This is a genomic window from Burkholderia sp. Bmkn7, from assembly GCF_041103175.1.
Classification (GTDB): domain Bacteria; phylum Pseudomonadota; class Gammaproteobacteria; order Burkholderiales; family Burkholderiaceae; genus Burkholderia; species Burkholderia cepacia.
Genome location: NZ_JBGCUH010000003.1, coordinates 1,571,786 through 1,592,447, shown reverse-complemented (window position 1 = coordinate 1,592,447; position 20,662 = coordinate 1,571,786). Strand labels below are relative to the sequence as shown.

Annotated in this window: 24 protein-coding genes; 8 read left to right on the top strand and 16 right to left on the bottom strand. The window is 70.1% G+C overall.

Annotated elements, in window-relative coordinates; translation table 11 throughout:
* Positions 1-452 precede the first annotated feature (452 nt).
* A complete protein-coding gene (gene proP / locus AB3K92_RS28970; RefSeq protein ID WP_059589992.1) occupies positions 453-1,940 on the top strand; it encodes a glycine betaine/L-proline transporter ProP in 1,488 nt (495 codons plus the stop codon).
* A 108-nt stretch (positions 1,941-2,048) separates the two neighbouring features.
* On the opposite strand, the gene AB3K92_RS28965 is transcribed toward proP, so the two are convergent.
* Together AB3K92_RS28965 and AB3K92_RS28960 are read right to left on the bottom strand one after the other, a co-directional pair.
* Positions 2,049-2,255, bottom strand: a complete 207-nt coding sequence (locus AB3K92_RS28965) for a hypothetical protein (protein WP_042977865.1) — start codon at positions 2,253-2,255, stop codon at positions 2,049-2,051.
* Positions 2,256-2,428: 173 nt separating this feature from the next.
* Positions 2,429-3,058 carry a glutathione S-transferase family protein gene (locus AB3K92_RS28960; RefSeq protein WP_059649325.1) on the bottom strand — a complete coding sequence of 210 codons (630 nt, stop codon included), beginning with the start codon at positions 3,056-3,058 and terminating at the stop codon, positions 2,429-2,431.
* A 171-nt stretch (positions 3,059-3,229) separates the two neighbouring features.
* Here AB3K92_RS28960 and AB3K92_RS28955 point away from each other — a divergent pair, with 171 nt between their 5' ends.
* Complete coding sequence (locus AB3K92_RS28955) at positions 3,230-4,459, top strand: polyhydroxyalkanoate depolymerase (RefSeq protein ID WP_059620709.1); 1,230 nt, start codon at positions 3,230-3,232, stop codon at positions 4,457-4,459.
* 9 nt (positions 4,460-4,468) lie between these two features.
* On the opposite strand, the gene AB3K92_RS28950 is transcribed toward AB3K92_RS28955, so the two are convergent.
* From AB3K92_RS28950 to madL, 11 genes are all read right to left on the bottom strand, one after another.
* Positions 4,469-5,113 carry a phosphoribosyltransferase gene (locus tag AB3K92_RS28950; protein WP_059620710.1) on the bottom strand — a complete coding sequence of 215 codons (645 nt, stop codon included), beginning with the start codon at positions 5,111-5,113 and terminating at the stop codon, positions 4,469-4,471.
* A 125-nt stretch (positions 5,114-5,238) separates the two neighbouring features.
* Positions 5,239-5,760, bottom strand: a complete 522-nt coding sequence (locus AB3K92_RS28945; RefSeq protein ID WP_042977871.1) for a phospholipase D-like domain-containing protein — start codon at positions 5,758-5,760, stop codon at positions 5,239-5,241.
* A gap of 105 nt (positions 5,761-5,865) precedes the next feature.
* On the bottom strand, positions 5,866-6,798 hold the full coding sequence (gene mdcH / locus AB3K92_RS28940; RefSeq protein ID WP_021163378.1) for a malonate decarboxylase subunit epsilon: 933 nt from the start codon (positions 6,796-6,798) through the stop codon (positions 5,866-5,868).
* Positions 6,795-7,661, bottom strand: a complete 867-nt coding sequence (mdcB, locus tag AB3K92_RS28935; protein ID WP_369466340.1) for a triphosphoribosyl-dephospho-CoA synthase MdcB — start codon at positions 7,659-7,661, stop codon at positions 6,795-6,797. Before mdcB ends, mdcH begins: the two co-directional genes overlap by 4 nt.
* Positions 7,658-8,326, bottom strand: coding sequence for a malonate decarboxylase holo-[acyl-carrier-protein] synthase (gene mdcG / locus AB3K92_RS28930; RefSeq protein ID WP_059649393.1), 669 nt, complete (start codon positions 8,324-8,326; stop codon positions 7,658-7,660). Before mdcG ends, mdcB begins: the two co-directional genes overlap by 4 nt.
* Entirely contained in the window at positions 8,313-9,020 is a 708-nt protein-coding gene (mdcE, locus tag AB3K92_RS28925) for a biotin-independent malonate decarboxylase subunit gamma (protein WP_369466339.1), read from the bottom strand. The genes mdcG and mdcE overlap by 14 nt, the downstream gene beginning before the upstream one ends.
* A complete protein-coding gene (locus tag AB3K92_RS28920; protein ID WP_369466337.1) occupies positions 9,007-9,948 on the bottom strand; it encodes a biotin-independent malonate decarboxylase subunit beta in 942 nt (313 codons plus the stop codon). Before AB3K92_RS28920 ends, mdcE begins: the two co-directional genes overlap by 14 nt.
* The gene (gene mdcC, locus AB3K92_RS28915; protein ID WP_021162697.1) at positions 9,945-10,259 is read right to left on the bottom strand and encodes a malonate decarboxylase acyl carrier protein; all 315 of its coding nucleotides are present in this window, start codon (positions 10,257-10,259) and stop codon (positions 9,945-9,947) included. The genes AB3K92_RS28920 and mdcC overlap by 4 nt, the downstream gene beginning before the upstream one ends.
* 10 nt (positions 10,260-10,269) lie before the next feature.
* On the bottom strand, positions 10,270-11,916 hold the full coding sequence (gene mdcA / locus AB3K92_RS28910) for a malonate decarboxylase subunit alpha (protein ID WP_027787897.1): 1,647 nt from the start codon (positions 11,914-11,916) through the stop codon (positions 10,270-10,272).
* A gap of 134 nt (positions 11,917-12,050) precedes the next feature.
* Positions 12,051-12,818, bottom strand: a complete 768-nt coding sequence (gene madM / locus AB3K92_RS28905) for a malonate transporter subunit MadM (protein ID WP_021162695.1) — start codon at positions 12,816-12,818, stop codon at positions 12,051-12,053.
* 11 nt (positions 12,819-12,829) lie between these two features.
* The gene (gene madL, locus AB3K92_RS28900) at positions 12,830-13,225 is read right to left on the bottom strand and encodes a malonate transporter subunit MadL (protein WP_021162694.1); all 396 of its coding nucleotides are present in this window, start codon (positions 13,223-13,225) and stop codon (positions 12,830-12,832) included.
* A 328-nt stretch (positions 13,226-13,553) separates the two neighbouring features.
* On the opposite strand from madL, the gene AB3K92_RS28895 reads away from it, so the two are divergent.
* Positions 13,554-14,402, top strand: a complete 849-nt coding sequence (locus AB3K92_RS28895; RefSeq protein WP_021162693.1) for a LysR substrate-binding domain-containing protein — start codon at positions 13,554-13,556, stop codon at positions 14,400-14,402.
* Between the two features lie 170 nt (positions 14,403-14,572).
* Positions 14,573-14,851 (top strand): DUF4148 domain-containing protein, encoded by a 279-nt coding sequence (locus AB3K92_RS28890; RefSeq protein WP_059620716.1) that lies wholly within the window; start codon positions 14,573-14,575, stop codon positions 14,849-14,851.
* A gap of 69 nt (positions 14,852-14,920) precedes the next feature.
* On the opposite strand, the gene AB3K92_RS28885 is transcribed toward AB3K92_RS28890, so the two are convergent.
* Positions 14,921-15,838 carry a 3-hydroxyacyl-CoA dehydrogenase NAD-binding domain-containing protein gene (locus AB3K92_RS28885; RefSeq protein WP_369466336.1) on the bottom strand — a complete coding sequence of 306 codons (918 nt, stop codon included), beginning with the start codon at positions 15,836-15,838 and terminating at the stop codon, positions 14,921-14,923.
* Positions 15,839-16,085: 247 nt separating this feature from the next.
* Between AB3K92_RS28885 and AB3K92_RS28880 the strand changes: the two genes are divergently transcribed.
* Both AB3K92_RS28880 and AB3K92_RS28875 read left to right on the top strand, forming a co-directional pair.
* Positions 16,086-16,526 carry an Hsp20/alpha crystallin family protein gene (locus tag AB3K92_RS28880; protein WP_021162690.1) on the top strand — a complete coding sequence of 147 codons (441 nt, stop codon included), beginning with the start codon at positions 16,086-16,088 and terminating at the stop codon, positions 16,524-16,526.
* A 16-nt stretch (positions 16,527-16,542) separates the two neighbouring features.
* Complete coding sequence (locus AB3K92_RS28875) at positions 16,543-16,953, top strand: Hsp20/alpha crystallin family protein (RefSeq protein ID WP_369466334.1); 411 nt, start codon at positions 16,543-16,545, stop codon at positions 16,951-16,953.
* A 94-nt stretch (positions 16,954-17,047) separates the two neighbouring features.
* On the opposite strand, the gene AB3K92_RS28870 is transcribed toward AB3K92_RS28875, so the two are convergent.
* Positions 17,048-17,383: a zf-TFIIB domain-containing protein gene (locus AB3K92_RS28870; RefSeq protein ID WP_369466333.1), complete on the bottom strand. Its 336-nt coding sequence runs from the start codon at positions 17,381-17,383 to the stop codon at positions 17,048-17,050.
* Positions 17,384-17,479: 96 nt separating this feature from the next.
* Positions 17,480-18,235 (bottom strand): TerC family protein, encoded by a 756-nt coding sequence (locus AB3K92_RS28865; protein WP_021162687.1) that lies wholly within the window; start codon positions 18,233-18,235, stop codon positions 17,480-17,482.
* Positions 18,236-18,343: 108 nt separating this feature from the next.
* Between AB3K92_RS28865 and AB3K92_RS28860 the strand changes: the two genes are divergently transcribed.
* Together AB3K92_RS28860 and AB3K92_RS28855 are read left to right on the top strand one after the other, a co-directional pair.
* Positions 18,344-19,237 (top strand): LysR family transcriptional regulator, encoded by an 894-nt coding sequence (locus AB3K92_RS28860; RefSeq protein ID WP_048025422.1) that lies wholly within the window; start codon positions 18,344-18,346, stop codon positions 19,235-19,237.
* 115 nt (positions 19,238-19,352) lie between these two features.
* On the top strand, positions 19,353-20,624 hold the full coding sequence (locus AB3K92_RS28855; RefSeq protein WP_369466332.1) for a DUF2242 domain-containing protein: 1,272 nt from the start codon (positions 19,353-19,355) through the stop codon (positions 20,622-20,624).
* Positions 20,625-20,662 lie beyond the last annotated feature (38 nt).

Below are 20,662 nucleotides of genomic sequence, written 5' to 3'. Positions count from 1 at the left end.
ACGCCCCGCCAGACGGGCGTTTCCCGGCAATTTGCACGATCGTCCGTCATCGTGCTATCATGTCGCCTGTTTCAACATTCAATCTCTGTCTATTCGATTTCGAGAGAAGTCCGTCCGCGCGTTGCGGGCCGGCCCTTCGACCGAAATTGCACCCACAGGAAAGCCCGCCCGACAGGCCCGCTTTTCTCGTTTCGTTGCCCCTCCGGGGCGCTTGCCGGAACGCAGGACATCGTCCGCACCGGCATCTGCCGCTTGCATCACGCGGCCCATTCTTCATGAGCGCACTGTCGCGACGGCCCATCGGGCCCGCGTCGAAGCAGCCCCTTACGGCCCTTTACCGCCGCTTGTGCAGTAAGTGCTTAATGGTCTGCCCCGACGCGCCGCACGCGATACCGCGCTCGCCGGCAAACCGTGTCGGACGGCCCGCCCGTTCGGCGCAGTCAAAGGAGTGCATGACCTTGACCGCAACACACGTCAGCCCGACCGCTGCTTCTTCCTCCGCTTCGTCGTCCGGCGAAGCCCCGCTCGTCGCGGACGACATCACCGTCGTCGACCAGAGCCTGCTCAAGCGCGCCGTCAGCGCGATGGCCATCGGCAATGCGATGGAATGGTTCGACTTCGGCGTCTACAGCTACATAGCCGTCACGCTCGGCAAGGTGTTCTTTCCGTCCAGCAGCCCGTCCGCGCAGCTGCTCGCCACCTTCGGCACCTTCGCGGCCGCCTTCCTCGTGCGCCCGCTCGGCGGCATGGTGTTCGGCCCGCTCGGCGACCGCATCGGCCGCCAGCGCGTGCTCGCCGCCACGATGATCATGATGGCCGTCGGCACCTTCGCGATCGGCCTGATCCCCAGCTACGCGTCGATCGGCATCATGGCCCCCGTGCTGCTGCTCGTCGCCCGTCTCGTGCAGGGTTTCTCGACCGGCGGCGAATACGGCGGCGCGGCCACCTTCATCGCCGAGTTCTCGACCGACAAGCGCCGCGGCTTCATGGGCAGCTTCCTCGAATTCGGCACGCTGATCGGCTATGTGATGGGTGCCGGTGTCGTCGCGCTGCTCACCGCGTCGCTGTCGCAGGAGGCGCTGCTGTCGTGGGGCTGGCGTGTGCCGTTCCTGATCGCCGGCCCGCTCGGCCTGATCGGCCTGTACATCCGGATGAAGCTCGAGGAAACGCCGGCGTTCAAGCGCCAGGCGGAGGAGCGCGAAGCGCAGGACAAGGCCGTGCCGAAGGCGCGCTTCCGCGAAACGCTGATGCGCAACTGGCGTGCACTGCTGCTGTGCGTCGGCCTCGTGCTGATCTTCAACGTGACCGACTACATGGTGCTGTCGTACCTGCCGAGCTTCATGTCCTCGACGCTGCATTTCGACGAATCGCACAGCCTCGTGCTCGTGCTGATCGTGATGGTACTGATGATGCCGCTGACGCTCGCCGCCGGCCGCCTGTCCGACCGGGTCGGCCGCAAGCCCGTGATGCTCGCCGGCTGCGTCGGCCTGCTCGCGCTGTCGATCCCGTCGATGATGCTGATCCATGCCGGCACCACGGCATCGGTGTTCGGCGGCCTGCTGATCCTCGGCGTGCTGCTGTCGTGCTTTACCGGCGTGATGCCGTCGGCGCTGCCGGCCCTGTTCCCGACCGAGATCCGCTACGGCGCGCTCGCAATCGGCTTCAACGTGTCGGTGTCGCTGTTCGGCGGCACGACGCCGCTGGTCACCGCGTGGCTCGTCGACGTCACGCACAACCTGATGATGCCCGCGTACTACATGATGGGCGCCGCCGTGATCGGCATCGTGTCGGTCGTCGCGCTCGCCGAAACCGCACGCCAGCCGCTCAAGGGCTCGCCGCCGGCCGTCGCGACGCGCCGCGAAGCGCACCAGCTCGTGCGCCAGATGCGCGAGGACGACGATTCGGGCATGTACCCTGCCGTGTCGACCGCACGCGCCTGAGCATCGCCCATGAAAAACCCCGGCCGAAGCCGGGGCTCGATCGAATCCGATCCGCCCGACCGGCTCGCGCCGGCCGGGCTTTTTTTCATCTCCTCGCCGCGTACGCGTTCATGCTTGCGCTTCGCAATGGCGGCAGAACAGCAGTGCGCGCGATCGCGACACGGCCGCCTGTGCACCACGCGTCGCGACGATCAGCCCGACCTGACCGAGATTGAAATCGCGCTCGACCATCAACTGCGTCAGCGCGGCAAGCGGCAACACGACGGACGGGTGGTACAGGCTCGATTCGATCAGGGTTCGCATCATCAGCTCCATCAGGCAAGGCGTCATTCGATGGAGTGGATTCTAGGGATCGGCGCCCGCCGGATAAACCGCGCGAATGCGAAGTCACTTGTCAGCCGCGGAGAACAATCGGCCGACGCTTGCCTGGCGAGGCCCGGCGGGCAGCCGGCAGCGGCCCGCAGCAACCGGATGGCCCGCCGGCGGGCCTACGCGAGAGGCGTTTCGACGAAGGCCGGCAGCGCTTCCGCCCGCGCGGAATGCGCGGCGAGCGCCGGATAACGGGCCGGATCGATCCGCGCGAGCACCGGGTAGTCGGCCGCCATGAACTGCGTGAATCGCCATGCGACCGCCACCGTCACGTCGGACTGCAGCAGGCGCGCGCCGCCGAACCAGCCGTTCGCCGCGGCGACGAGCGGCTCCAGTGCACCGTATGCGCCCTCGATCTGGCTCAGCACGCGCTCGAGCCACGGCTCGTGCTGCTTGTCGGCCGGACGCAGCGCCAGCTCGCAGACCACCTGCACGCTCTTCTCGGCGGCCGCCAGCGCAAAACCGACCGGCACGAGCGTGTTCAGGCGCGCGGCGGCATCCTCGGGCAGCAGCCGCCGCTCGGGCGCGACCCGATGATCCAGATAATCGACGATCAGCGACGAATCCATCAGCGTCGCACCGTCGTCGGTCACGAGCGTCGGCGCTTTGACGACCGGATTGATCGCCCTGAACTGCTCGATATGACGGAACACCGAGATCGACTCGTGTTCGAACGGGAGGTCGAGCAGCTTCGCCGAAATGGCGACACGGCGCACGAACGGGGAATCCAGCATGCCGATCAGCTTCATCGCAAACGCTCCGCTTGAGGGTATGGGATCGACGACTGTAGCAGCGCCGCAGGGCTTCGCCTAGCGCCCCCGTGCGTTTGATGCGCATCAGCCGGCCGCACGTGGGGCTCACGTTGTCCGGCCACAGTGACCATAATGCAAGTTCACCCCCCTTCCGCCCCAAGGTTCGCCATGTGGTACGCCCTCGTCGAGCAGCAGCGGGAATGGATGCGCGCCTGGCGCGCGGCCACGCGGCATGCGTTCGACGCGTGGCCCGCGGCGACGCTGCCGCACGCCGCATCGTCGTGCTACGACGACCTGTTCGAGCCGCTGCTCGGGCCGCCGGGCGAGCCCCCGCACTTCGACATCGGGTGGCCGGCCGTCGGCGAGCACATCGTCGCGCGCACGCCGTTCTGCGACCTGCGGCGCTTCACGCGCGTCGATGCGCGGCGCACGGTACTGCTCTGTGCGCCGCTCGCCGGGCATGCGGCCGTGATGATGCGGGAAACCGTCGAGACGCTGCTCGCGGACGGCGACGTCTGCGTGACCGACTGGCGCAATGCGCGCGACGTGCCGCTCGCGGCGGGCCGCTTCGGGCTCGACGAATATGTCGCGACGCTCGACGGCTTCGTCGACGGGCTCGCGCACGACGACCGGCCGCTGCATGTCGTCGCCGTGTGCCAGGCAACCGTGCCGGTGCTCGGCGCGCTCGCGCTGCGCGCCGCTCGCGGCCTCGTGCCGCCCGCGAGCGTCACGCTGATCGGCGGCCCGCTCGACGCGCGCCGGAATCCGAGTGCGCTCGGCACCGCCGCCGCGGCCCATTCGCTGGGCTGGTGCCGCCGCCACCTGATCGATGTCGTACCGCCGGGTTTCGCGGGGCATGGCCGCCACGTGTTTCCCACCTATCTGCAGCAGGGCGAGATCGCGCTCGTGTACCCGCAGCGCTTCCTGTCGCTGATCGAAGCGTACGCGCTGGCCGCGTCGCGCTTCGACATGACCGGGCTCGCCGGCGCACGGCGTGCGCTGCTCGAATACACGGCGCTGCTCGACATGCCCGCCGAGTATTTCCTCGACACGATCGACATCGTGTTCCAGCGCATGAGCCTCGCGGTCGGTACGTGGGACGTGGGCGGGCAGCGCGTCGAGCCGGCCGCGCTGCGCGGCGTCGCACTGCTGACCGTCGAAGGCGCATGCGACGCGGTCACGGGCGCCGGCCAGACGCATGCAGCGCTCGACATGTGCAGCGGCCTCGCCGACGACGAGCGCTACCGCATCGACATCGGCGACTGCGATCACTACGGGTTGTTTACCGGGGTACGCTGGCGCGGGGAAGTCCATCCGATGCTGCAGCGCCTGTTCGCGTGGGCCGAAACACGCCGCCCTCGCCCCCGCCCCCGCCCGCGCCGCATCAGGCGCACGTGATGCCGTGTCTCAGGGCCGCGCCGCGTCGAGCAATGCGCGCACCTCGTCGTCGCTCGTCTGCTCGAAGCGCGCGTAGAACTGGCTGATCCCGAAGAACGGCAGCGGCTGCCAGAGCGTGACGAACGCATCGGCCAGGTCGTCGAACGCGTGCCGCGCGCCCGCCGGCGCGACCGGCGCAGCCGCGACGATGCGCGCCGGGTGACGCTCGCGCAACGTCTGCAGCGCGACGCGCATCGACGCGCCGGTCGCGACGCCGTCGTCCACGACGATCGCAATGCGCCCCTCGACCGGCAGCGGCGGCGCGGCACCGCGATACAACGCCTCGCGGCGATGCAGTTCGACCGTCTCGCGCGCGATCACATCGGCGAGCTGCGCGTCGGACACGCTCATCGAGCGGAGCACCGAACGCTGCAGATGAATCGCACCGCCCGTCGCGATCGCGCCCATCGCGAGCTCGGGATCGGACGGCACGCCGAGCTTGCGTACGACCAGCACGTCGAGCGGCGCGTGCAGCGCACAGGCGACCGGATACGCGACGGGCACGCCGCCGCGCGGCAACGCGAGCACGACGACATTGCCGCGGCCCGCATAATCGCGCAACGCGTCGGCCAGCCGGCAGCCGGCATCGGTGCGATCGGCAAAACACTCGAACACGTTCGGCCCCCTGCCGTTGCGCCGGATGCGCGAAACCCGCGCCGGCGCCTGTCAACGAGCATGGTTCATCGTCGGCGCCGATGCAAGCAGGGTCATACCGGCGCGCGGGGCACCGAAGGAAAGGGTCAGAGGCCGCCGGCCTGCCGGTACAGCCGCCAGAACGACTGCGCATAGGATTGCGCGAGCTCGGGCGCGCGCCGGAACACGTTCACCGTTTCCGCATGCGCAGCCGCCCCTTCGGACAGCGTCGTCAGCGCGACGCTGTCGTCGACGATCACGAAGCGCGGCGCAGGATCGCCGTGCCGCGACTCGATCGCCACGTCGATACCCGACGATTTCAGATAGCCCGCGCCGCTGTACCGGCCCGCGTGCGGCGACCGCACGAGCACGACACGCACCTCGATCCCGCGCGAGCGGGCCGCGCGCAGCGCGCTCGCGACCGCCGGCGGCACGTGCGTATAGCCGGCCAGCAACACGCGACGCTGCGCCTGCTCGATCAAGTCGACGGTCGCGTCGGCCGCCGCATTGTCATACGAAAAGTATGTGCCGACCGATGCGGCGTCGGACGGAATCTGGCTGGCGTGGGCGCTCGCCGCACAGCAGAGCGCGGCGAGAAGGAAGGCGGCTGGTCTCATGGCGGGCGCCATTTTAGCGACGCCAATTCGTGTGGCAAGCGCCGGCTGCAAGGCTGCTGCGCCGGCGCAACACACAGTGCGAAAGGCGACTCCGGCGAGGGTCTTCCGGGCCGTCGGTCAGCCCGCCGCGACACGCGCGAGCCAGCTCGCGACGCCGTCGACGGAACGGAAATCCGCGAGGCTGCGCGCCGGCAGCGCAGGATATGCGCTACCGGCCATCTCGGCCAGCGCGCGGCCGGGGCCGAGCTCGAGGAACGCGGTCGCACCGGCCTCCACGCACGCGGCAAGACAGGCCGCCCACTCGACCGGCTCCGCGATCTGCCGGGCCAGCTTGTCGAGTCCCGCGTCGACGTCGAGCACCGACGCGCCGTCGATACCCGAAAAGAGCCGCGTGCCGGGCAACGGCCGCCGCACGTGGGCGGCGGCGAGCGACGCGCGAAACACCGGCACGGCCGCGGCGAGTCGGCGCGTGTGCGACGCGATCCGCACGCAGACGGGCGCGACGCGCAGCGCACCGTCGCGCGACGCGTCGTCGGCCACCGCATCGACATCGGGCTGGCGCCCTGCGACCACGAACGCGTCGCCCGGGTTCGCGATCGCGATCGCCGCGTCGCGGCCGTCGCACAATCGCGCAAGCCGAGCGCGCGTCAGGCCGCGCACGAACACCATCCGCTCGTCGCCGCCGCTCGCGGCATCCATTGCACGCGCACGCGCATCGGCCAGGTCGAGCGCGGCGTCCGGCTCGATCATCCCCGCGACGCTCCACGACGCGACTTCGCCGACGCTGTAGCCGGCGACGCAGCGCCGGCGCGGCCACACCGCATCGAGCAGCGCGGAAGCCGCGAGCGCCTGGACCGTGCAGAGGATCTGCGCGGCACGGTTTTCACGCAGCGCGTCCGGCCCGGCCTGCCGCACCCACGCGCGCGGATCGTCGCCGAGCAGCCGGCCGGCGTGTGCGAACAGCGCATCGGCCTGCGGTGCGGTGCCGGTCAGGTCGAACATGTCGGCGCGCTGCGCGCCCTGTCCCGAACAGAGGATGGCCAGCGTCATCGCGCGCCTCCGTCGACTTCGAGCGCATCGACGAAGACGCTCATCGCGAGCAGGTCGGCCGCGCCGCCCGGGCTCAGCCGGCGCGCGACGAACGCACGATGCGCGGCGGCCGCGCGTCGCCGCCAGTCGCGCGCCCGCACGCCGCCGCGTGCGACGAACGCGCGTGCGGTTGCTTGCGCGAATTCGAGGCCGTCCTGCCCGCCCCGGTGCAGCAGGTTCGTATCGTCGAGCGCGGCGATCAGCGCGAAACACGCGTCGACGCGCGCCGCTTCCGGGTCGCCGGGCAGGTCGCGCCGCGCGCGGCGCAGCGCGGGCAACCCGACCGCATAGACCGTCGTGAAACCGTCGGCCGCCTCGCGGCGCGCGCCGCCGACGCCGTAGCGGCGGCTCGCGCGTTCGCCGTGGCTGTCGGGCAGGCGCGGGCCGCCGAGGATGTCGGCGCCCCAGCGGCGGGAGACGAACGCGCCGAGCGTCGTCCCGCCCGGCACGGCGCCCGGCGTCGCACGCCGGCCCGCCGCCGCACACAGCAGCCCGAGCCCGAAGATCGCGCCGCGATGCGTGTTGACGCCGCCGGTCGCGGCGAGCATCGCGTGCTCGCCGCGCAGGCCGATCTTGCGCAGCACGGCCATGTCCGCATCGCGCGCGCCTGCGTCGGCCAGTTCCGCGAAGTAAGGCCGCAGCACGGCGGCGCTGCGTGCGAAGGTCGCGGCATCCATGTCGGTGTGACTGCCGGTGTCGACGTGACTGACGAGCCCCGGCTTCGGATAGGTCTCGATCTCGAGCACGAGGCTGCGCTCGGCCAGTTCGGCGATGCGCTCGGCTTCGGACGGCGCCGGTATGCGGCAGGCGGCCCATGCACTCATCGCGCGCCCCCGGTGAAGGCGTCGGCCGGCATCAGTTCGACGGCGATCGCCGTCTTGACCGCGACTTCAGGCTGCCGCGCGTGCAGTTCGCGCCAGTTGACGCCCGCGCCGTCGTTGCGCAGCAGTTCGCCGTCGATGCGCATGGGCGCGCGCCCGTCGATCGCCGCAAGGCCGTCGAGCAGCGTCGCGACCGATGCCGCTTCCGGTAGGGGGAACACGATGTCGAGGTCGGACGACTCGCCCAGGTACGGCTCGCCCGTCAGCGCCTGCCATGCGAGGCTGCCGAACACGCGGCCCTGCACGCCGCACCGCGCGCCGAGCGCATCGAGCTCGCGCAACGGTGCGCGCCACGCGTCGGGCGCGGCCGCGAGCACGTCGGACAACGTGGGCAGCGGGCTGACCGTCGCGAGCGCATCGGCCGCTGCGTTCAGCGCGATGCGCCGCTTGCCCGCGGACGGCGGCAGCGGCAGGCCGAGCGGCACGCGGCCGGCATCGGCCTCGTCGGGCGACGCGCGGCGCACGATCAGCGGCCGGCCGCGCGCGGCCCACGCCTGCACGAGCGGATCGGCGGCGAGCGCGGGATCGCGCGCGAATGCCGCGCCCCACCCCGCCGCCGTCAACGTGACGAGCGTGTGGCGGCGCAGCGGCATCTCAGCGCGCGGCACGCGCGAGCGCCTCGACGCGCCGCGCGACATCGGCAGCCACCGGCCGGCCGCGCGCAGCGCGCCGGTCGACGCGTTCGGCCGGCTTGCCGAGCCATTCGCCGACCTGCGCGTCGAGCGCGCGGGCCGGATCGAGCACGGCGTCGACGGCGCCCATCTTCACGAGATTGTCGAGCCCCGGCGCGAACACCGGCGTCGAGCGTGCCATCTCCTTCAGCACGTCGATCGGCAGCTTGGTCACGCGCGACATCGACGGCAGATCCATCACTTCCGGTTCGGCGCCCGGCACCGCAAGCAGCGTGCGCGTCGCGAGCGCGGTCGCGATGAACGCGCCGGCGGCCGTGTGGCCGTACAGCACGCCGACCGTCCGGTGCCCGGCGAGATCCGCGTGCATCAGGCACTTCGCGAGATGCGACAGCCCCTCGTTCAGGCCGAGCAGTTCGTCGCGCTTGCTCATCCGCTGGCTGTCGCTGTCGACGAGCACGAGGATCGGCGTGTCGCCGCCGCGCGCGATCGTGTCGAGCACGCGCGCCGCGAGCGTCAGCGCCTCGTCGATGCCGAACGGCAAGCGGTCGGCGACGCCGATCACGTCGACGCGCGTACCGGCCAGTTCCGCATGCCCCGTCAACAGGCCGCCGGTGCGGGCGATCGAATGGCCCTGGGGAAACAAGGCATCCAGCACTTCATCGAGCGTCATGCGTGCTCTCCTGCAATTGATCCGCGAGCGACACGAACGTGTCGTCCGGCATGCCCGGAATCGCTTCCGGCTTGCCGGCCCCGAGCGCGCGCCAGACGTCGAGCGCATCGTTGCATGCGCCGAACCGTTCGACACGCGCCTCGAGACGCGCCTGCTCGGCACGCAGCATCGCCGCATCGAATGCCGGCGCACGCCCGATCAGCTCGAGCGCGGCCGCGCGGAACGCGTCCGGCGTATCGGCCACGTAGCGATCCGCGCCGCCGATCAGCCGCCGGTGCTTGCCGCCCATCGTGCGCCAGATCAGCGCGCGGTCCTTCGAATCGAACTCCTCGACGCCGCGATTGGTTTCGATCACCTCGGGGCCCGACACGCTGATACGGCCCTGCTCCGACACCGCGAGCGCCGAGCAGCATGCGGCGAGCAATCCGCCGCCGCCGTAGCAGCCCGCGCGGCCGCCGATCAGCCCGATCACAGGCACGCCGGCCGCACGCGTTTCGACGAGCGCGCGCATGATCTCGGCGATCGCGAGTTCGCCCGCGTTCGCCTCCTGCAGCCGCACGCCCCCCGTATCGAACAGGATCAGCACCGGCTTGCCGACTTCGCGCGCGGCGCGCAGCAGCCCGGTGAGCTTCGCGCCGTGCACTTCGCCGAACGCCCCGCCCATGAAGCGGCCTTCCTGCGCGGCGACGAACACCGGATGCCCGTCGAGCCGGCCGTGGCCGACCACCATCCCGTCGTCGAACTGCTGCGGCAGGTCGAACAGCGGCAAGTGCGGGCTCGTCACGCGTTCGGCCGGCCCGAGGAATTCGTCGAAGCTGCCCGCGTCGAGCAGCCCGTCGACGCGCTGCCGCGCGGATGCTTCGTACCAGCTCGCCGCGTTCGCGACGAACGCGGGGGCGTCATGGGTGTGATGAATGTCGTTCATCATGCGTCCCCTTCGATCGCGCGCACGGCCTGCGCGAGCCGCAGCGACACCATGTCGGGCCGCGCGCCGCCGTCGTTGATCGACAGCTTCAGGCCGCCCGGCGTGCGCCGCTCGACGAAATCCGTGACGACGGCCTGCCACACCGCGCCGAAACCGACCGCCGCGGTGCGGATGTCGATCTCGCATTCGTTGCCCGGCAGCACGCGCTCGACGAGCACCTCGAGATTGCCGGATGCCACCACGCCGACGAGCGCCGCGGCCAGCTCGCCCTTCGCGCGCTCGCGCGCGGTGAAGCGATAGTTCAACTGTTCCATGCCCTCTTCCTCACCAGTTGCGGAACCGGGCCGGCGGCGCATAAAGCCCGCCCGACCAGTGCACGAGATCCTTGATCGAGCGCGCGGCGAGCCAGCGGCGGTCGGCGTCGAGCGGATCGATGCCGAGATCCTCCGGACGGCGAATCACGCCGCGCTCGCGCAGCCGCTCGACCATCTTCCGGTCGCGGCCGCGGCCGATCTCCGTATAACCGGCGACGCCGCGGATCGCGTGCTCGCGTTCGTCCTTGTCGCGGCACATCAGCAGGTTCGCGATCCCTTCCTCGGTGACGATGTGCGTGACGTCGTCGCCATAGACCATGATCGGCGCGAGGTCGAGCTGCAGCTTGTCGGCGAGCTTCAGCGCGTCGAGTTTCTCGACGAACATCGGCACGTTCTTGTCGCCGAACGTCTCGCCGATCTGCACGACGAGCTTGCGGCCGCGCCTGAGTGCCGCCGGCGTATCGGGGTCGGCTTCCGCGCCGGCCTTCAGCCACGGCTCGCTCGGGTGACGCCGGCCGCGCGCGTCGCTGCCCATGTTCGGCGCGCCGCCGAAACCGGCGATGCGCTCGGCGGTGACCGTCGACGAATGGCCGGACAGGTCGATCTGCAGCGTCGAGCCGATGAACATGTCGCACGCGTAGAGGCCGGCCGTCTGGCAGAACGCGCGGTTCGAGCGCAGCGATCCGTCGGAGCCCGTGAACCATATGTCGGAACGCGCGCGGATGTAGTCGTCCATCCCGACTTCCGAGCCGAAGCAGTGGATCTGCTCGACCCAGCCCGATTCGATCGCGGGAATCAGCGTCGGGTGCGGATTGAGCGCCCAGTGCGAGCAGACCTTGCCCTTCAGCCCGAGCTTCTCGCCGTAGGTCGGCAGCAGCAGTTCGATCGCGGCCGTGTTGAAGCCGATCCCGTGGTTCAGGCGCTTGATGCCGTAAGGTTCGTAGATGCCCTTGATCGCAAGCATCGCGGTGAGGATCTGCGTTTCGGTGATCGCGGCCGGGTCGCGCGTGAACAGCGGCTCGACGTAGAACGGCCGGCCCGCCTCGACGACGAAGTGCACGCGGTCGCCGGGAATGTCGACGCGCGGCACCTTGTCGACGATGCGGTCGACCTGCGCGATCACGATGCCGTCCTTGAACGCGGTGGCCTCGACGACGGTCGGCGTGTCCTCGGTGTTCGGGCCCGTGTACAGGTTGCCGTCGGCGTCGGCGCTGACCGCGGCGATCAGCGCGACCTGCGGCGTGAGGTCGATGAAGTAGCGCGCGAACAGCTCGAGATAGGTGTGCACCGCGCCGAGCGCGATCTTGCCGCCGAACAGCAGCTTCGCGATGCGCTGCGACTGCGGGCCCGAATACGCGAAGTCGAGGCGCTTCGCGATGCCGCGCTCGAACACGTCGAGATGCTCGGGCAGCACGACGCCCGACTGCACCATGTGCAGGTCGTGAATCTTCGCGCTGTCGACATCGGCAAGCGCCGTCGCGAGCAGGTCGGCCTGCTTCTGGTTGTCGCCTTCGAGGCACACGCGGTCGCCGGGCCGCAGCACCGCTTCGAGCAACGCGACGGCGTCGCGCGCATCGACCCGCTTGCCCTGCGCGAAACGCGCACCGGCCGCGAGGCGTGCATCGCGCGCCTGCCGCGCGTGATTCCATCCCGTCATGAACAGTTCTCCCGCTTCGATGGTTCAGCGGCATTCTAAGCCGGGCGCCGCCGCCGATTGATGATGTTGACGAATGCGACTCAGAGGACGCCGCGATGGATGCGGCCCGCGCACTTGAGCCGCATCGCAGCGCGCTACGCGCCGACCAGCGCGCGCGTCGTGAAGAACAGTACCGACGGCCCGAGCAGGCAGCCGACGCCCGTATGGAACGTCGCGACCAGCGCGCCGTACGGGACGAGCCGACGGTCGGTCGCGGCGAGCCCCGCGCTCACGCCGCTGACGGTGCCGGCCAGGCCACCGAAGATCATCGCGGAACGCGGCGTCTTCAGGCCCATGAAGTTGGCCGCGACCGGCGTGCCGACCATCACGATGATCGCCTTCACGAGCCCCGTCGCGATGCTGAGCGCGATCACGTCGGAGCTCGCGCCGATCGCCGCGCCCGTGACGGGGCCGACGATGTAGGTGACGGCGCCCGCGCCGATGGTCGTCATGCTGACCGCGTCGGTGTAGCCGAACGCGCGCGCGATGCACGCACCGACGATGAACGGCAGCACGGTGCCGAGCAGCAGCGACACGACGCCGACGAGCCCGGCCTTGCGTGCCTCGGTCGGCTGCACTTCGAACGCGGTCGCGACGATCGCGAAATCGCGCAGCATCGCGCCGCCCATCAGGCCGATGCCGGCGAACAGCTTGACGTCGGCCAGCCCCTTCTCGCCACCGGTGAATGCGCCGCCGACATAGGCGAGCACGAGGCCGATGACGATCGCGATCGCGGAGCCGTGCACACGGCCGAACGTGAGCTTGCGCGACGCGATCGACGACAGCCACATGATCAGGCCGACCAGCGCGAACGACGCGACGAGCCCGTTGTGGGCGACGACTTTTTCGAGCATCTGCAGCATGGCGGCCTCCGTCACTGTTCTTCGAATTGCGGCACGGCCGCGAAGGCCGTGTCGTCGCGCCCGGTGCGCACGAGTACCGCGATGCAGCATGCGCAGATCGCGACCGCGCCGACGGCGGCCAGCAGCGCGACGGGGCCGCCCTTCAGCGCGGCGACGACGTTCTGGTTCGCGGCCATCGCGACGACGACGGGGATGTACATCGCGCCCCAGAACCCGACGCCGGCCTCGGTTTCCTTCGGCAGCCAGCCGCGCCGGTGCAGCCACAGGCGCAGGCAGATCAGCAGCAGCATCGCGATGCCGACGCCGCCGACGTTGGTCTTCACGCCGATCGCGCTGCCGAGCAGGTCGCCGAGAAACAGGCCGGCCAGGTGGCAGAACGCCAGCAGCGCGGTTCCGTAGATGATCATGAGTCGTCTCCAGTCTCTTCGTGACGGGCGCCGGACGCATGCAGGAACCGGCCCCGCACGCCGATCCCGTGCGCGGACTTGTCTCCTGCGGCGGTGCGCCGCGGCCCGGCGGCCCGTCGTGCGGGCGCGTTCTCGGGCGGTCGATGGGATGATGCGGTTTCGGGCCGGACGCCGGATGCCTTAGACTGACCGATGCAGCCCCCGGCACGACGCGGGCTACGCATTCGGTGCGCGCCGTGACGGGCACGCACCGGGGCGTGATCCGATACTAGCGCCGCAATATCCGGCCATTTATGAAGTTGTCGAAACCGATTCAGTGGATTTAGCAATGCGCCCGTTACCGCCCGAGCTGCTGCGCAGCTTCGTCGCCGTCGCCCAGTCCGGCAGCTTCACCGCCGCGTCCGAGCGCGTGAGCCTGTCGCAGTCGACCGTCAGCCAGCATATCCGCCGCCTCGAGGAGCTGCTCGACCGGCCGCTGTTCGAACGCGACACGCGCAACGTGCACCTGTCGCAGCACGGCGACGCGCTGTTCCGCTACGCGGTGCGCATCCTCGAACTGATGGACGAGGCCGTCACGTCGGTGTGCGGCCCGCCGCTGTCGGGCAAGGTGCGGCTCGCGATGTCGGAGGATTTCGCGTCGGCGCACCTGACGGCCGCGCTCGCAAGCTTCGTGCAGCGCAATCCGGAGGTCGAGCTCGCGATCTCGACCGGGCTGTCGGGCGACCTGTTCGACGCGCTCGACGAAGGGCGGCACGATCTCGTGTTCGCGAAGCGCATCGCGGGCAGCCGGCGCGGCCGCGTGATCCGCAGCGAGCCGCTGTACTGGTGCACGGGCCCCGATTCGCGGATCACCGGCCACGAGACCGTGCTGCCGCTCGCGATGCATCCGGAGCCGAGCGTGTCGCGCCGCCGCGTGCTCGAATCGCTCGAAGCCGTCGGGCGGCCGTACCGGATCGCGGTAGTCAGCAGCAGCGTCGCGGTGCTGCGCGCCGCCGCGAGCGCGGGGCTCGGCGTGAGCGCGTTCGCGGGCTACGTGATCCCGGCCGGGCTCGCGCGGCTCGACGCGGGGCTGCCCGAGCTCGGCGAACTCGAGTACGTGATCGACCGGCCGGCGGCCGCGTCGCGATCGACGCTCGCGCTCGAAGCCACGCTGATCACGGCCGCGTCGGAGTTGTAAGCTCACCGGGCGCGACGCACGCATGCGCGGCCGGCCGCGCCTGCAACTGACCGTTCTGCCCGGAACGCGTCATCGTCCGCGCAGCACCCGCTCACGACAATGGGCCCCATCGGAACGCACGGCAGCCGCCGCGCGCATCCGGTGTCCCGTCCCCTTGATCGGAGCACACCATGAATGTCTTGCGATTCGCCGTCGCGACCGCCGCCGCCGCCCTGCTGTCCCCCGCCTTTGCCCAGAACGATGCCGCTGCGCCCGAACCGGGCCTGACACGCGCGGAAGTCATCGCCCAGCTCAAGCAGGCCTATCTCGACGGCGAACTGCCGACCAACGACGGCAACTACCCGCCGAGCGCCGAGACGCGCGCGCGCAACCGCGAACTCGTGCAGGCCGCGAGCCCGTCGTGGCTTGCCCAGACGCCGCGGGCACCGCAAACGGCAGCGCAGCAGTAGCGGAGCGCGGGCTGACCGATCGCGGCCCGACCGATCGCGGCCCGATCGAAACGCTCCGCCCGGGCGCGATCACGGCAGGAAACTGCGGCGCCGCGCGTCGATCAGCTCGACGAGCAGGTGGTCGCGTTCGGCCGCCAGTTCCTGCATCGAACGCTCGCCCTGGATCGCGCGCAATTCGTCGTTCAGCTTGCGATCGACGTCCGGGTTGAACGAGGGCGTGCCGAGGTCGTCCCACCAGCTCGTGATCGGCCCCGACAGGTGTTCCAGGAAGTGCGCAATTCCGCCCGCGCCGCCACCGAGGTGATAGGTCAGGCACTGCCCCATCAGCCCCCAGCGCAGGCCGGGCCCCCAGGCGACGGCCTTGTCCGCATCGGCAACGCTCACGACGCCTTCGCCGACGAGGTGATACACCTCGCGGAACAGCGCCGCGGCGAGCCGGTTCGCGACGTGGCCGGTCATCTCCTTGTTGAGGACGATCGTCTGCTTGCCGAGCGCATCGTAGAACGCCTTCACGCGCGCGATCACGTCCTGGCCAGTGGCCTCGCCGCCGACCAGCTCGACGAGCGGAATCAGGTGCGGCGGATTGAACGGATGCGCAATCAGGCAACGTTCCGGATGCCTTTCGCACGCGGTCTGGATGTCCGACATTTTGAGGCCCGACGAACTCGACGCGATCGGCACGTGCGCGGGCAGCACGTCGTCCATCTGCCGGTACAGCGCGCGCTTCAGGTCGAGCCGCTCCGGGCCGTTCTCCTGCACGAAGTCGACGCCGTCGAGCGCACGCACGAGATCGGCATCGAACGACAGCCGCGCGGAAAGCTCGGCGGCCCGCTCGCCGAGAAACGCGGCCAGTGCGTCGCGCAGCCGCGCGTCGGCTTGCGGCGCCGGATCGGTCGCGACGACGTCGAAGCCCTGCGTCAGGTAGAAAGCGGCCCAGCTGGCGCCGATCACGCCGGCGCCGACGATCGCGATGCGTCGAATGTCCATGGTTGTCCCGTGTCGTTGGTCTGCGGATAGATCGCGGCGATTGTCGCATCGAACCGCACGGGCCTGCATTGATGCAGATTGTGGATCCCCTCTTGAAATGCGCTGCGGCGGCCACTAATTACGCGTCGTCGGGCAGTGCACCGCACCACGCACTGCCCCCGTTTCGACCCAGTGGAGCCCCCGCGTCGCGCCCGCCGCCAGCGTCGCGCCGTCGCGTCTCCCGCGTTCCCTGTTCAGGAGGACTCAAATGAGCGGTATCCATTTCGGCAGCGACCTGTTCGACGAATTCGCCCGCGTGCAGCGGCAGGTGGCGAACCTGCTCGGCGATCGTCCGTCCGGCATTCGCGCGGTGCGGCCCGGCGCCTTTCCCGCGCTCAACGTCGGCGCCACCGACAGCGCGATCGAGATCGTCGCGTTCGCGCCCGGCATGGCCGCGGCCGACTTCGACGTGTCGATCGACAAGGACCTGCTGACGATCAGCGGCGAGCGCAAGCCGGCGCCAGGCGGAGAAGGCGACGACCTGCGCACCTATGCGCAGGAGCGCTTTCACGGTGCGTTCCGCCGCGTCGTCGAGCTGCCGCGTGACGCGGATCCCGACCAGGTCAGCGCCCGCTATGAAAACGGCTGCCTGCTGATTCGCGTCGGCCGGCGCGAGGCATCGAAGCCGCGCGCGATCACCGTTCAATAATACTCAGGATACCGACATGAATGCGAACCCGACCCTCGCCGAACGCCAATCGAGCACCGTCCACCCCGCTGCCGCCGAAGCGGCGCGCCGGCCCGCGATCACGCCGGCCGTCGACATCGTCGAGAATCACCTCGGCGTCACGCTGCGGGCCGACCTGCCCGGCGTGCCGCGCGAGAACCTCGACGTGAAGGTGCACGACAACACGCTGACGATCGAGGCCGACACGCACCTCGATGCGCCGGCCGACCTCCGCGTGCGGCATGCCGAAATCCGCGCGACGCGCTATGCGCGCAGCTTCGTGCTGAGCCCCGACCTCGACACATCGAGGATCGACGCGAACCTGCGCGACGGCGTGCTGACGCTGACGATTCCGCGCCGCGAGGAAACGCGTCCGCGCCACATCGACGTGACGGCCGGCAACGCGTAAGCATCGGTGCGTGCCGTCGTCCCGCACGCGTGAAAAAGCCCCGCCGGGTACGCGCCCGGCGGGGCTTTTCAACGACATGACGACATCGGCGGAGTCAGTCGAAGTCGAACAGGTCGAACACCGATTTCCGGCGACGCTGACCGTCATGCTTGTAACGATCGCCGTGCGAGCGGCCATCGTGCCGGTCCCGGTCGTCGTGAGCGCGGCCGTCGCGCCCCCACCCGCCGTCATGGCCGCGCGCCGCTTGCGCATCGTGCCGCACGGGCGTCTCGTCGCGACGCACCGGCGCGTCGCCGGCTTCGCGCGCGATCAGCTTGTCGAGTTCGCCGCGATCGAGCCATACGCCGCGGCAGGTCGGACAGTAGTCGATTTCGATCGACTGGCGCTCGGCCATCAGCAGATCGGGCGTCTTGCAGACAGGGCATTTCATCGCGCTTCTCCTTTCCGTGCGAATTTCGTCTGGATGCCGTATGAGACGCGCGAACCGGGTGCCGCCTGAGCGGCAGCCGGCGTCGCGCGCGGCCGTTCAGCGGCCTTCCGTCCGTGCCGCGCGCTTCGCCTTCGCGCGCCGCGCCAGCATGTTCATGCCTTCGACGAACGCCGAGAACGCCATCGCCGCGTAGATGTAACCCTTCGGCACATGCGAGCCGAAACCTTCGGCGATCAGCGTCATGCCGATCACCACCAGGAACGACAGCGCGAGCATCACGATGGTCGGGTTGCGGTCGATGAAGCGTGCGAGCGGCTGCGCGGCGAACAGCATCACGGAGACGGCGACGATCACCGCGACGAACATGATCGGCACGTGTTCGGTCATGCCGATCGCGGTCACGATGCTGTCGATCGAGAACACGATGTCGAGCATCACGATCTGGCCGATCGCGGCCCACATCGTCAGGCCTGCCGCGCCGCCGGCACCGCCCGCGCCGTCACCGTCGTGCGACACGTGGTGATGGATCTCGGTGGTCGCCTTCCACACGAGGAACAGGCCGCCCGACAGCAGGATCATGTCGCGCCACGAGAACGCATGGTCGAACAGCGTGAACACCGGTTCGGTGAGGCTTGCGATCCACGCGACGCTGCCGAGCAGCGCGAGGCGCATCACCAGCGCGAGCGCGATGCCGAGGCGCTGCGTGCGGGCGCGCTGCGCTTCGGGCAGCTTGTTGCTGAGGATCGAGATGAAGATCAGGTTGTCGATGCCGAGCACGACTTCCATCACGACGAGCGTCAGAAGCGCCGCCCAGACGGCGGGGTCGGCGGCAAGCGTCAGCAGGTAGTCCATGAAATGGGCCGATTCGAAAGTGGAAAGCCCGATGATATGCCGCCCAGAACTTCGTAAAAATCAGAGAGAATCTGATTTTTGGTTCGGTTTTTCCGAAATTACGATCCGATGCTCAATTTCCGACATCTGTACTACTTCTGGGTCGTCGTGAAGGAAGGCGGCTTTGCGCGCGCGGCCGGACGGCTCGACATGGCCGTGCAGACCATCAGCGCGCAGGTGCGCGAGCTCGAGAAGGCGCTCGGGCACCAGTTGCTGCGCCCGGCCGGACGCAGCGTCGCGATGACCGACGCCGGCCAGGCCGCGTTTGCGCGCGCGGAGGCGATCTTCGAGATGGGACGGCTGATCCCCGACGAAGTGCGCGCGGCGGCCAGCCAGCCGACCGTGCGGCTCGCGGTCGGCCTCGCGGACGGCATCTCCAAGCTTGCCGCGCACGCGATCCTGGCACCCGTGCTGGATACCCCCACGCTGCGGCTGCTGTGCCACGAGGGCGAGCACGACGCGCTGCTCGCGGAGCTCGCGCTGCATCATCTCGATCTCGTGCTGGCCGGCCAGGGCGCGCCGTCCGGTTCGAACCTGCGCGTGACGAGCGAGCGGCTCGTCGCGTCGCCGGTCGACTGGTACGGCCCCGCGGCACTCGTCACGCCGGCCGCGCGGGAGCACTTTCCGCAGTGCCTCGCCGAGCTGCCCGTGCTGCTGCCGACCGCGCATTCGGCGCTGCGCGCGCGCCTCGACCGGTGGCTGGAAGGTGAGCGGATCGTGCCCCGCGTGGCCGGGGAATTCGAGGACAGCGCGCTGATGGCCGTGTTCGCGGCGCGCGGCCTCGGCGTGTTTCCGCTGAGCGAACTCGGCGCGAACGATGCGTCGCTGCTGCGCGGGTTGCGGCGGCTCGGGCGCGCGGGCGACGTGACCGAGGAGATCCACGCGATCCGTTCGCGGCGCGGCGAACACCATCCGCTGACGTCGCAATTGCTGGACGCGGCGCGCGGCGCGCCGGCCGACTGAAGCGAGTGCGACATCAAACGAAACTATAATGGCGCCCCGGCCTTACGAGATTGCCGCGCGCTTCATCCAGGCACCGCCGTTGCGCGGCCTCTCGCCAAGCCTTCTGAAAGACGCCATGCACAACCGATTTCGCCTGTTTTCCGTTTCGTGCGCGCTCGCGGCCGCGACCGTGCTGGCGGCGTGCTCGTCGCCGCCCAAGCCGATCTACCAGCAGGAACAGTTCGACGCGACGAGCAGCCCGTATGCGCATACGTTTCATTCGAAATCCGACGCGGCCTGCGAGGCCGCGCGGCGCGCGCTGCTGAGCCAGGGTTATGTGGTGTCGTCGTCGCGCAACGATGCGGTCGACGGCAGCAAGAATTTCCAGCCGAACAACGACATGCACGTGGTGATCGAGTTTCACGTCGTGTGTGCGGACGCGAACGCGGACGGCTCGTCGAGCATCGCGTACGTCAACGCGGTGCAGGATCGTTACACGCTGAAGAAGTCGAATACGTCGGCCAGCGTCGGGCTCAGCGTGTTCGGCTCGCTGTCGCTGCCGATCGGGTCGAGCGACGACGCGCTCGTCAAGACCGCCAGCGAGACGATTCCCGCCGGCGTGTTCTATGAGCGCTTCTTCAATCTCGTCGAGCATTTCCTGAAGATCGACCCGGCCCGCCGCGACCGCGCGACCGTCAAGGCCGCCGAGAAGGAACCCGTCACGCCGCTGCCCGAACCCGCGCCGACGCCGCAGGGCGAGCCGATGAAGATGACGACCCCGGCCGTGCCGACGCCGCCCGCGGCGCCGGTGCCGCTTTCGCTGCCGGCCGTCGCCCCCGAATCGGGCGCGCATGCCGTGCCGGCCGCGGCGTCGGCCGTGGTCGCGCCGGCGGCGATGCGTGCTGCCGCGCCGGTGGCCGCGTCGGGTTCGGGTGCGGTACCGGCTTCGGTGCCGGCTTCGGCTCCGGTACCAGCTTCGGCTCCGGTACCAGCTTCGGCTCCGGTACCAGCTTCGGCTTCGGTACCAGCTTCGGCTCCGGCTCCGGCTTCGGTTCCGGCTTCGGGCGCTGCACCGGCTCCAACCACCGCGTCGACGCCCGCACCGGCGATGGCACCTGCAACAGCGTCCGGGGCGGCATCCACACCGGCATCGGCGCCCGCGCACGCTTCCACGCCTGTTTCCGCTTCCAGTCCGGCATCGACACCCGCCGCAGCGGCCTCGGCGCCCGCCGCTGCCCCACCCGCCGCTGCGACGCCGACACCGGCACCGGCCGCGCCTGCGCCCGTGTCCGCCGCATCGGCCGCCGTACCGGCATCGGCGCCCTCGAGCTCGGCACCCGCGCCTGCCGCGGCCAATCCTGTCGCCTCGTCCGCCCCGTCCGGCGCGAGCGCACCGGCCGCAAACTGACCGGCCACCCGTATCGCCGCGCCCGGCCGTAACCGGCG

What these genes read in the sequence shown, in the direction of transcription:
- AB3K92_RS28885 (WP_369466336.1), bottom strand. Translation starts at nt 15,838, where the DNA reads ATGGACATTCGACGCATCGCGATCGTCGGCGCCGGCGTGATCGGCGCC.
- AB3K92_RS28890 (WP_059620716.1), top strand. Translation starts at nt 14,573, where the DNA reads ATGAATGTCTTGCGATTCGCCGTCGCGACCGCCGCCGCCGCCCTGCTG.
- madM (WP_021162695.1), bottom strand. Translation starts at nt 12,818, where the DNA reads ATGCTGCAGATGCTCGAAAAAGTCGTCGCCCACAACGGGCTCGTCGCG.
- mdcA (WP_027787897.1), bottom strand. Translation starts at nt 11,916, where the DNA reads ATGACGGGATGGAATCACGCGCGGCAGGCGCGCGATGCACGCCTCGCG.
- AB3K92_RS28870 (WP_369466333.1), bottom strand. Translation starts at nt 17,383, where the DNA reads ATGAAATGCCCTGTCTGCAAGACGCCCGATCTGCTGATGGCCGAGCGC.
- mdcB (WP_369466340.1), bottom strand. Translation starts at nt 7,661, where the DNA reads ATGAGTGCATGGGCCGCCTGCCGCATACCGGCGCCGTCCGAAGCCGAG.
- AB3K92_RS28855 (WP_369466332.1), top strand. Translation starts at nt 19,353, where the DNA reads ATGCACAACCGATTTCGCCTGTTTTCCGTTTCGTGCGCGCTCGCGGCC.
- AB3K92_RS28895 (WP_021162693.1), top strand. Translation starts at nt 13,554, where the DNA reads ATGCGCCCGTTACCGCCCGAGCTGCTGCGCAGCTTCGTCGCCGTCGCC.
- mdcE (WP_369466339.1), bottom strand. Translation starts at nt 9,020, where the DNA reads ATGACGCTCGATGAAGTGCTGGATGCCTTGTTTCCCCAGGGCCATTCG.
- mdcH (WP_021163378.1), bottom strand. Translation starts at nt 6,798, where the DNA reads ATGACGCTGGCCATCCTCTGTTCGGGACAGGGCGCGCAGCGCGCCGAC.
- mdcC (WP_021162697.1), bottom strand. Translation starts at nt 10,259, where the DNA reads ATGGAACAGTTGAACTATCGCTTCACCGCGCGCGAGCGCGCGAAGGGC.
- AB3K92_RS28955 (WP_059620709.1), top strand. Translation starts at nt 3,230, where the DNA reads ATGTGGTACGCCCTCGTCGAGCAGCAGCGGGAATGGATGCGCGCCTGG.
- proP (WP_059589992.1), top strand. Translation starts at nt 453, where the DNA reads ATGACCTTGACCGCAACACACGTCAGCCCGACCGCTGCTTCTTCCTCC.
- AB3K92_RS28960 (WP_059649325.1), bottom strand. Translation starts at nt 3,058, where the DNA reads ATGAAGCTGATCGGCATGCTGGATTCCCCGTTCGTGCGCCGTGTCGCC.
- AB3K92_RS28965 (WP_042977865.1), bottom strand. Translation starts at nt 2,255, where the DNA reads ATGGAGCTGATGATGCGAACCCTGATCGAATCGAGCCTGTACCACCCG.
- AB3K92_RS28880 (WP_021162690.1), top strand. Translation starts at nt 16,086, where the DNA reads ATGAGCGGTATCCATTTCGGCAGCGACCTGTTCGACGAATTCGCCCGC.
- AB3K92_RS28860 (WP_048025422.1), top strand. Translation starts at nt 18,344, where the DNA reads ATGCTCAATTTCCGACATCTGTACTACTTCTGGGTCGTCGTGAAGGAA.
- madL (WP_021162694.1), bottom strand. Translation starts at nt 13,225, where the DNA reads ATGATCATCTACGGAACCGCGCTGCTGGCGTTCTGCCACCTGGCCGGC.
- AB3K92_RS28945 (WP_042977871.1), bottom strand. Translation starts at nt 5,760, where the DNA reads ATGGCGCCCGCCATGAGACCAGCCGCCTTCCTTCTCGCCGCGCTCTGC.
- AB3K92_RS28875 (WP_369466334.1), top strand. Translation starts at nt 16,543, where the DNA reads ATGAATGCGAACCCGACCCTCGCCGAACGCCAATCGAGCACCGTCCAC.
- AB3K92_RS28920 (WP_369466337.1), bottom strand. Translation starts at nt 9,948, where the DNA reads ATGATGAACGACATTCATCACACCCATGACGCCCCCGCGTTCGTCGCG.
- AB3K92_RS28865 (WP_021162687.1), bottom strand. Translation starts at nt 18,235, where the DNA reads ATGGACTACCTGCTGACGCTTGCCGCCGACCCCGCCGTCTGGGCGGCG.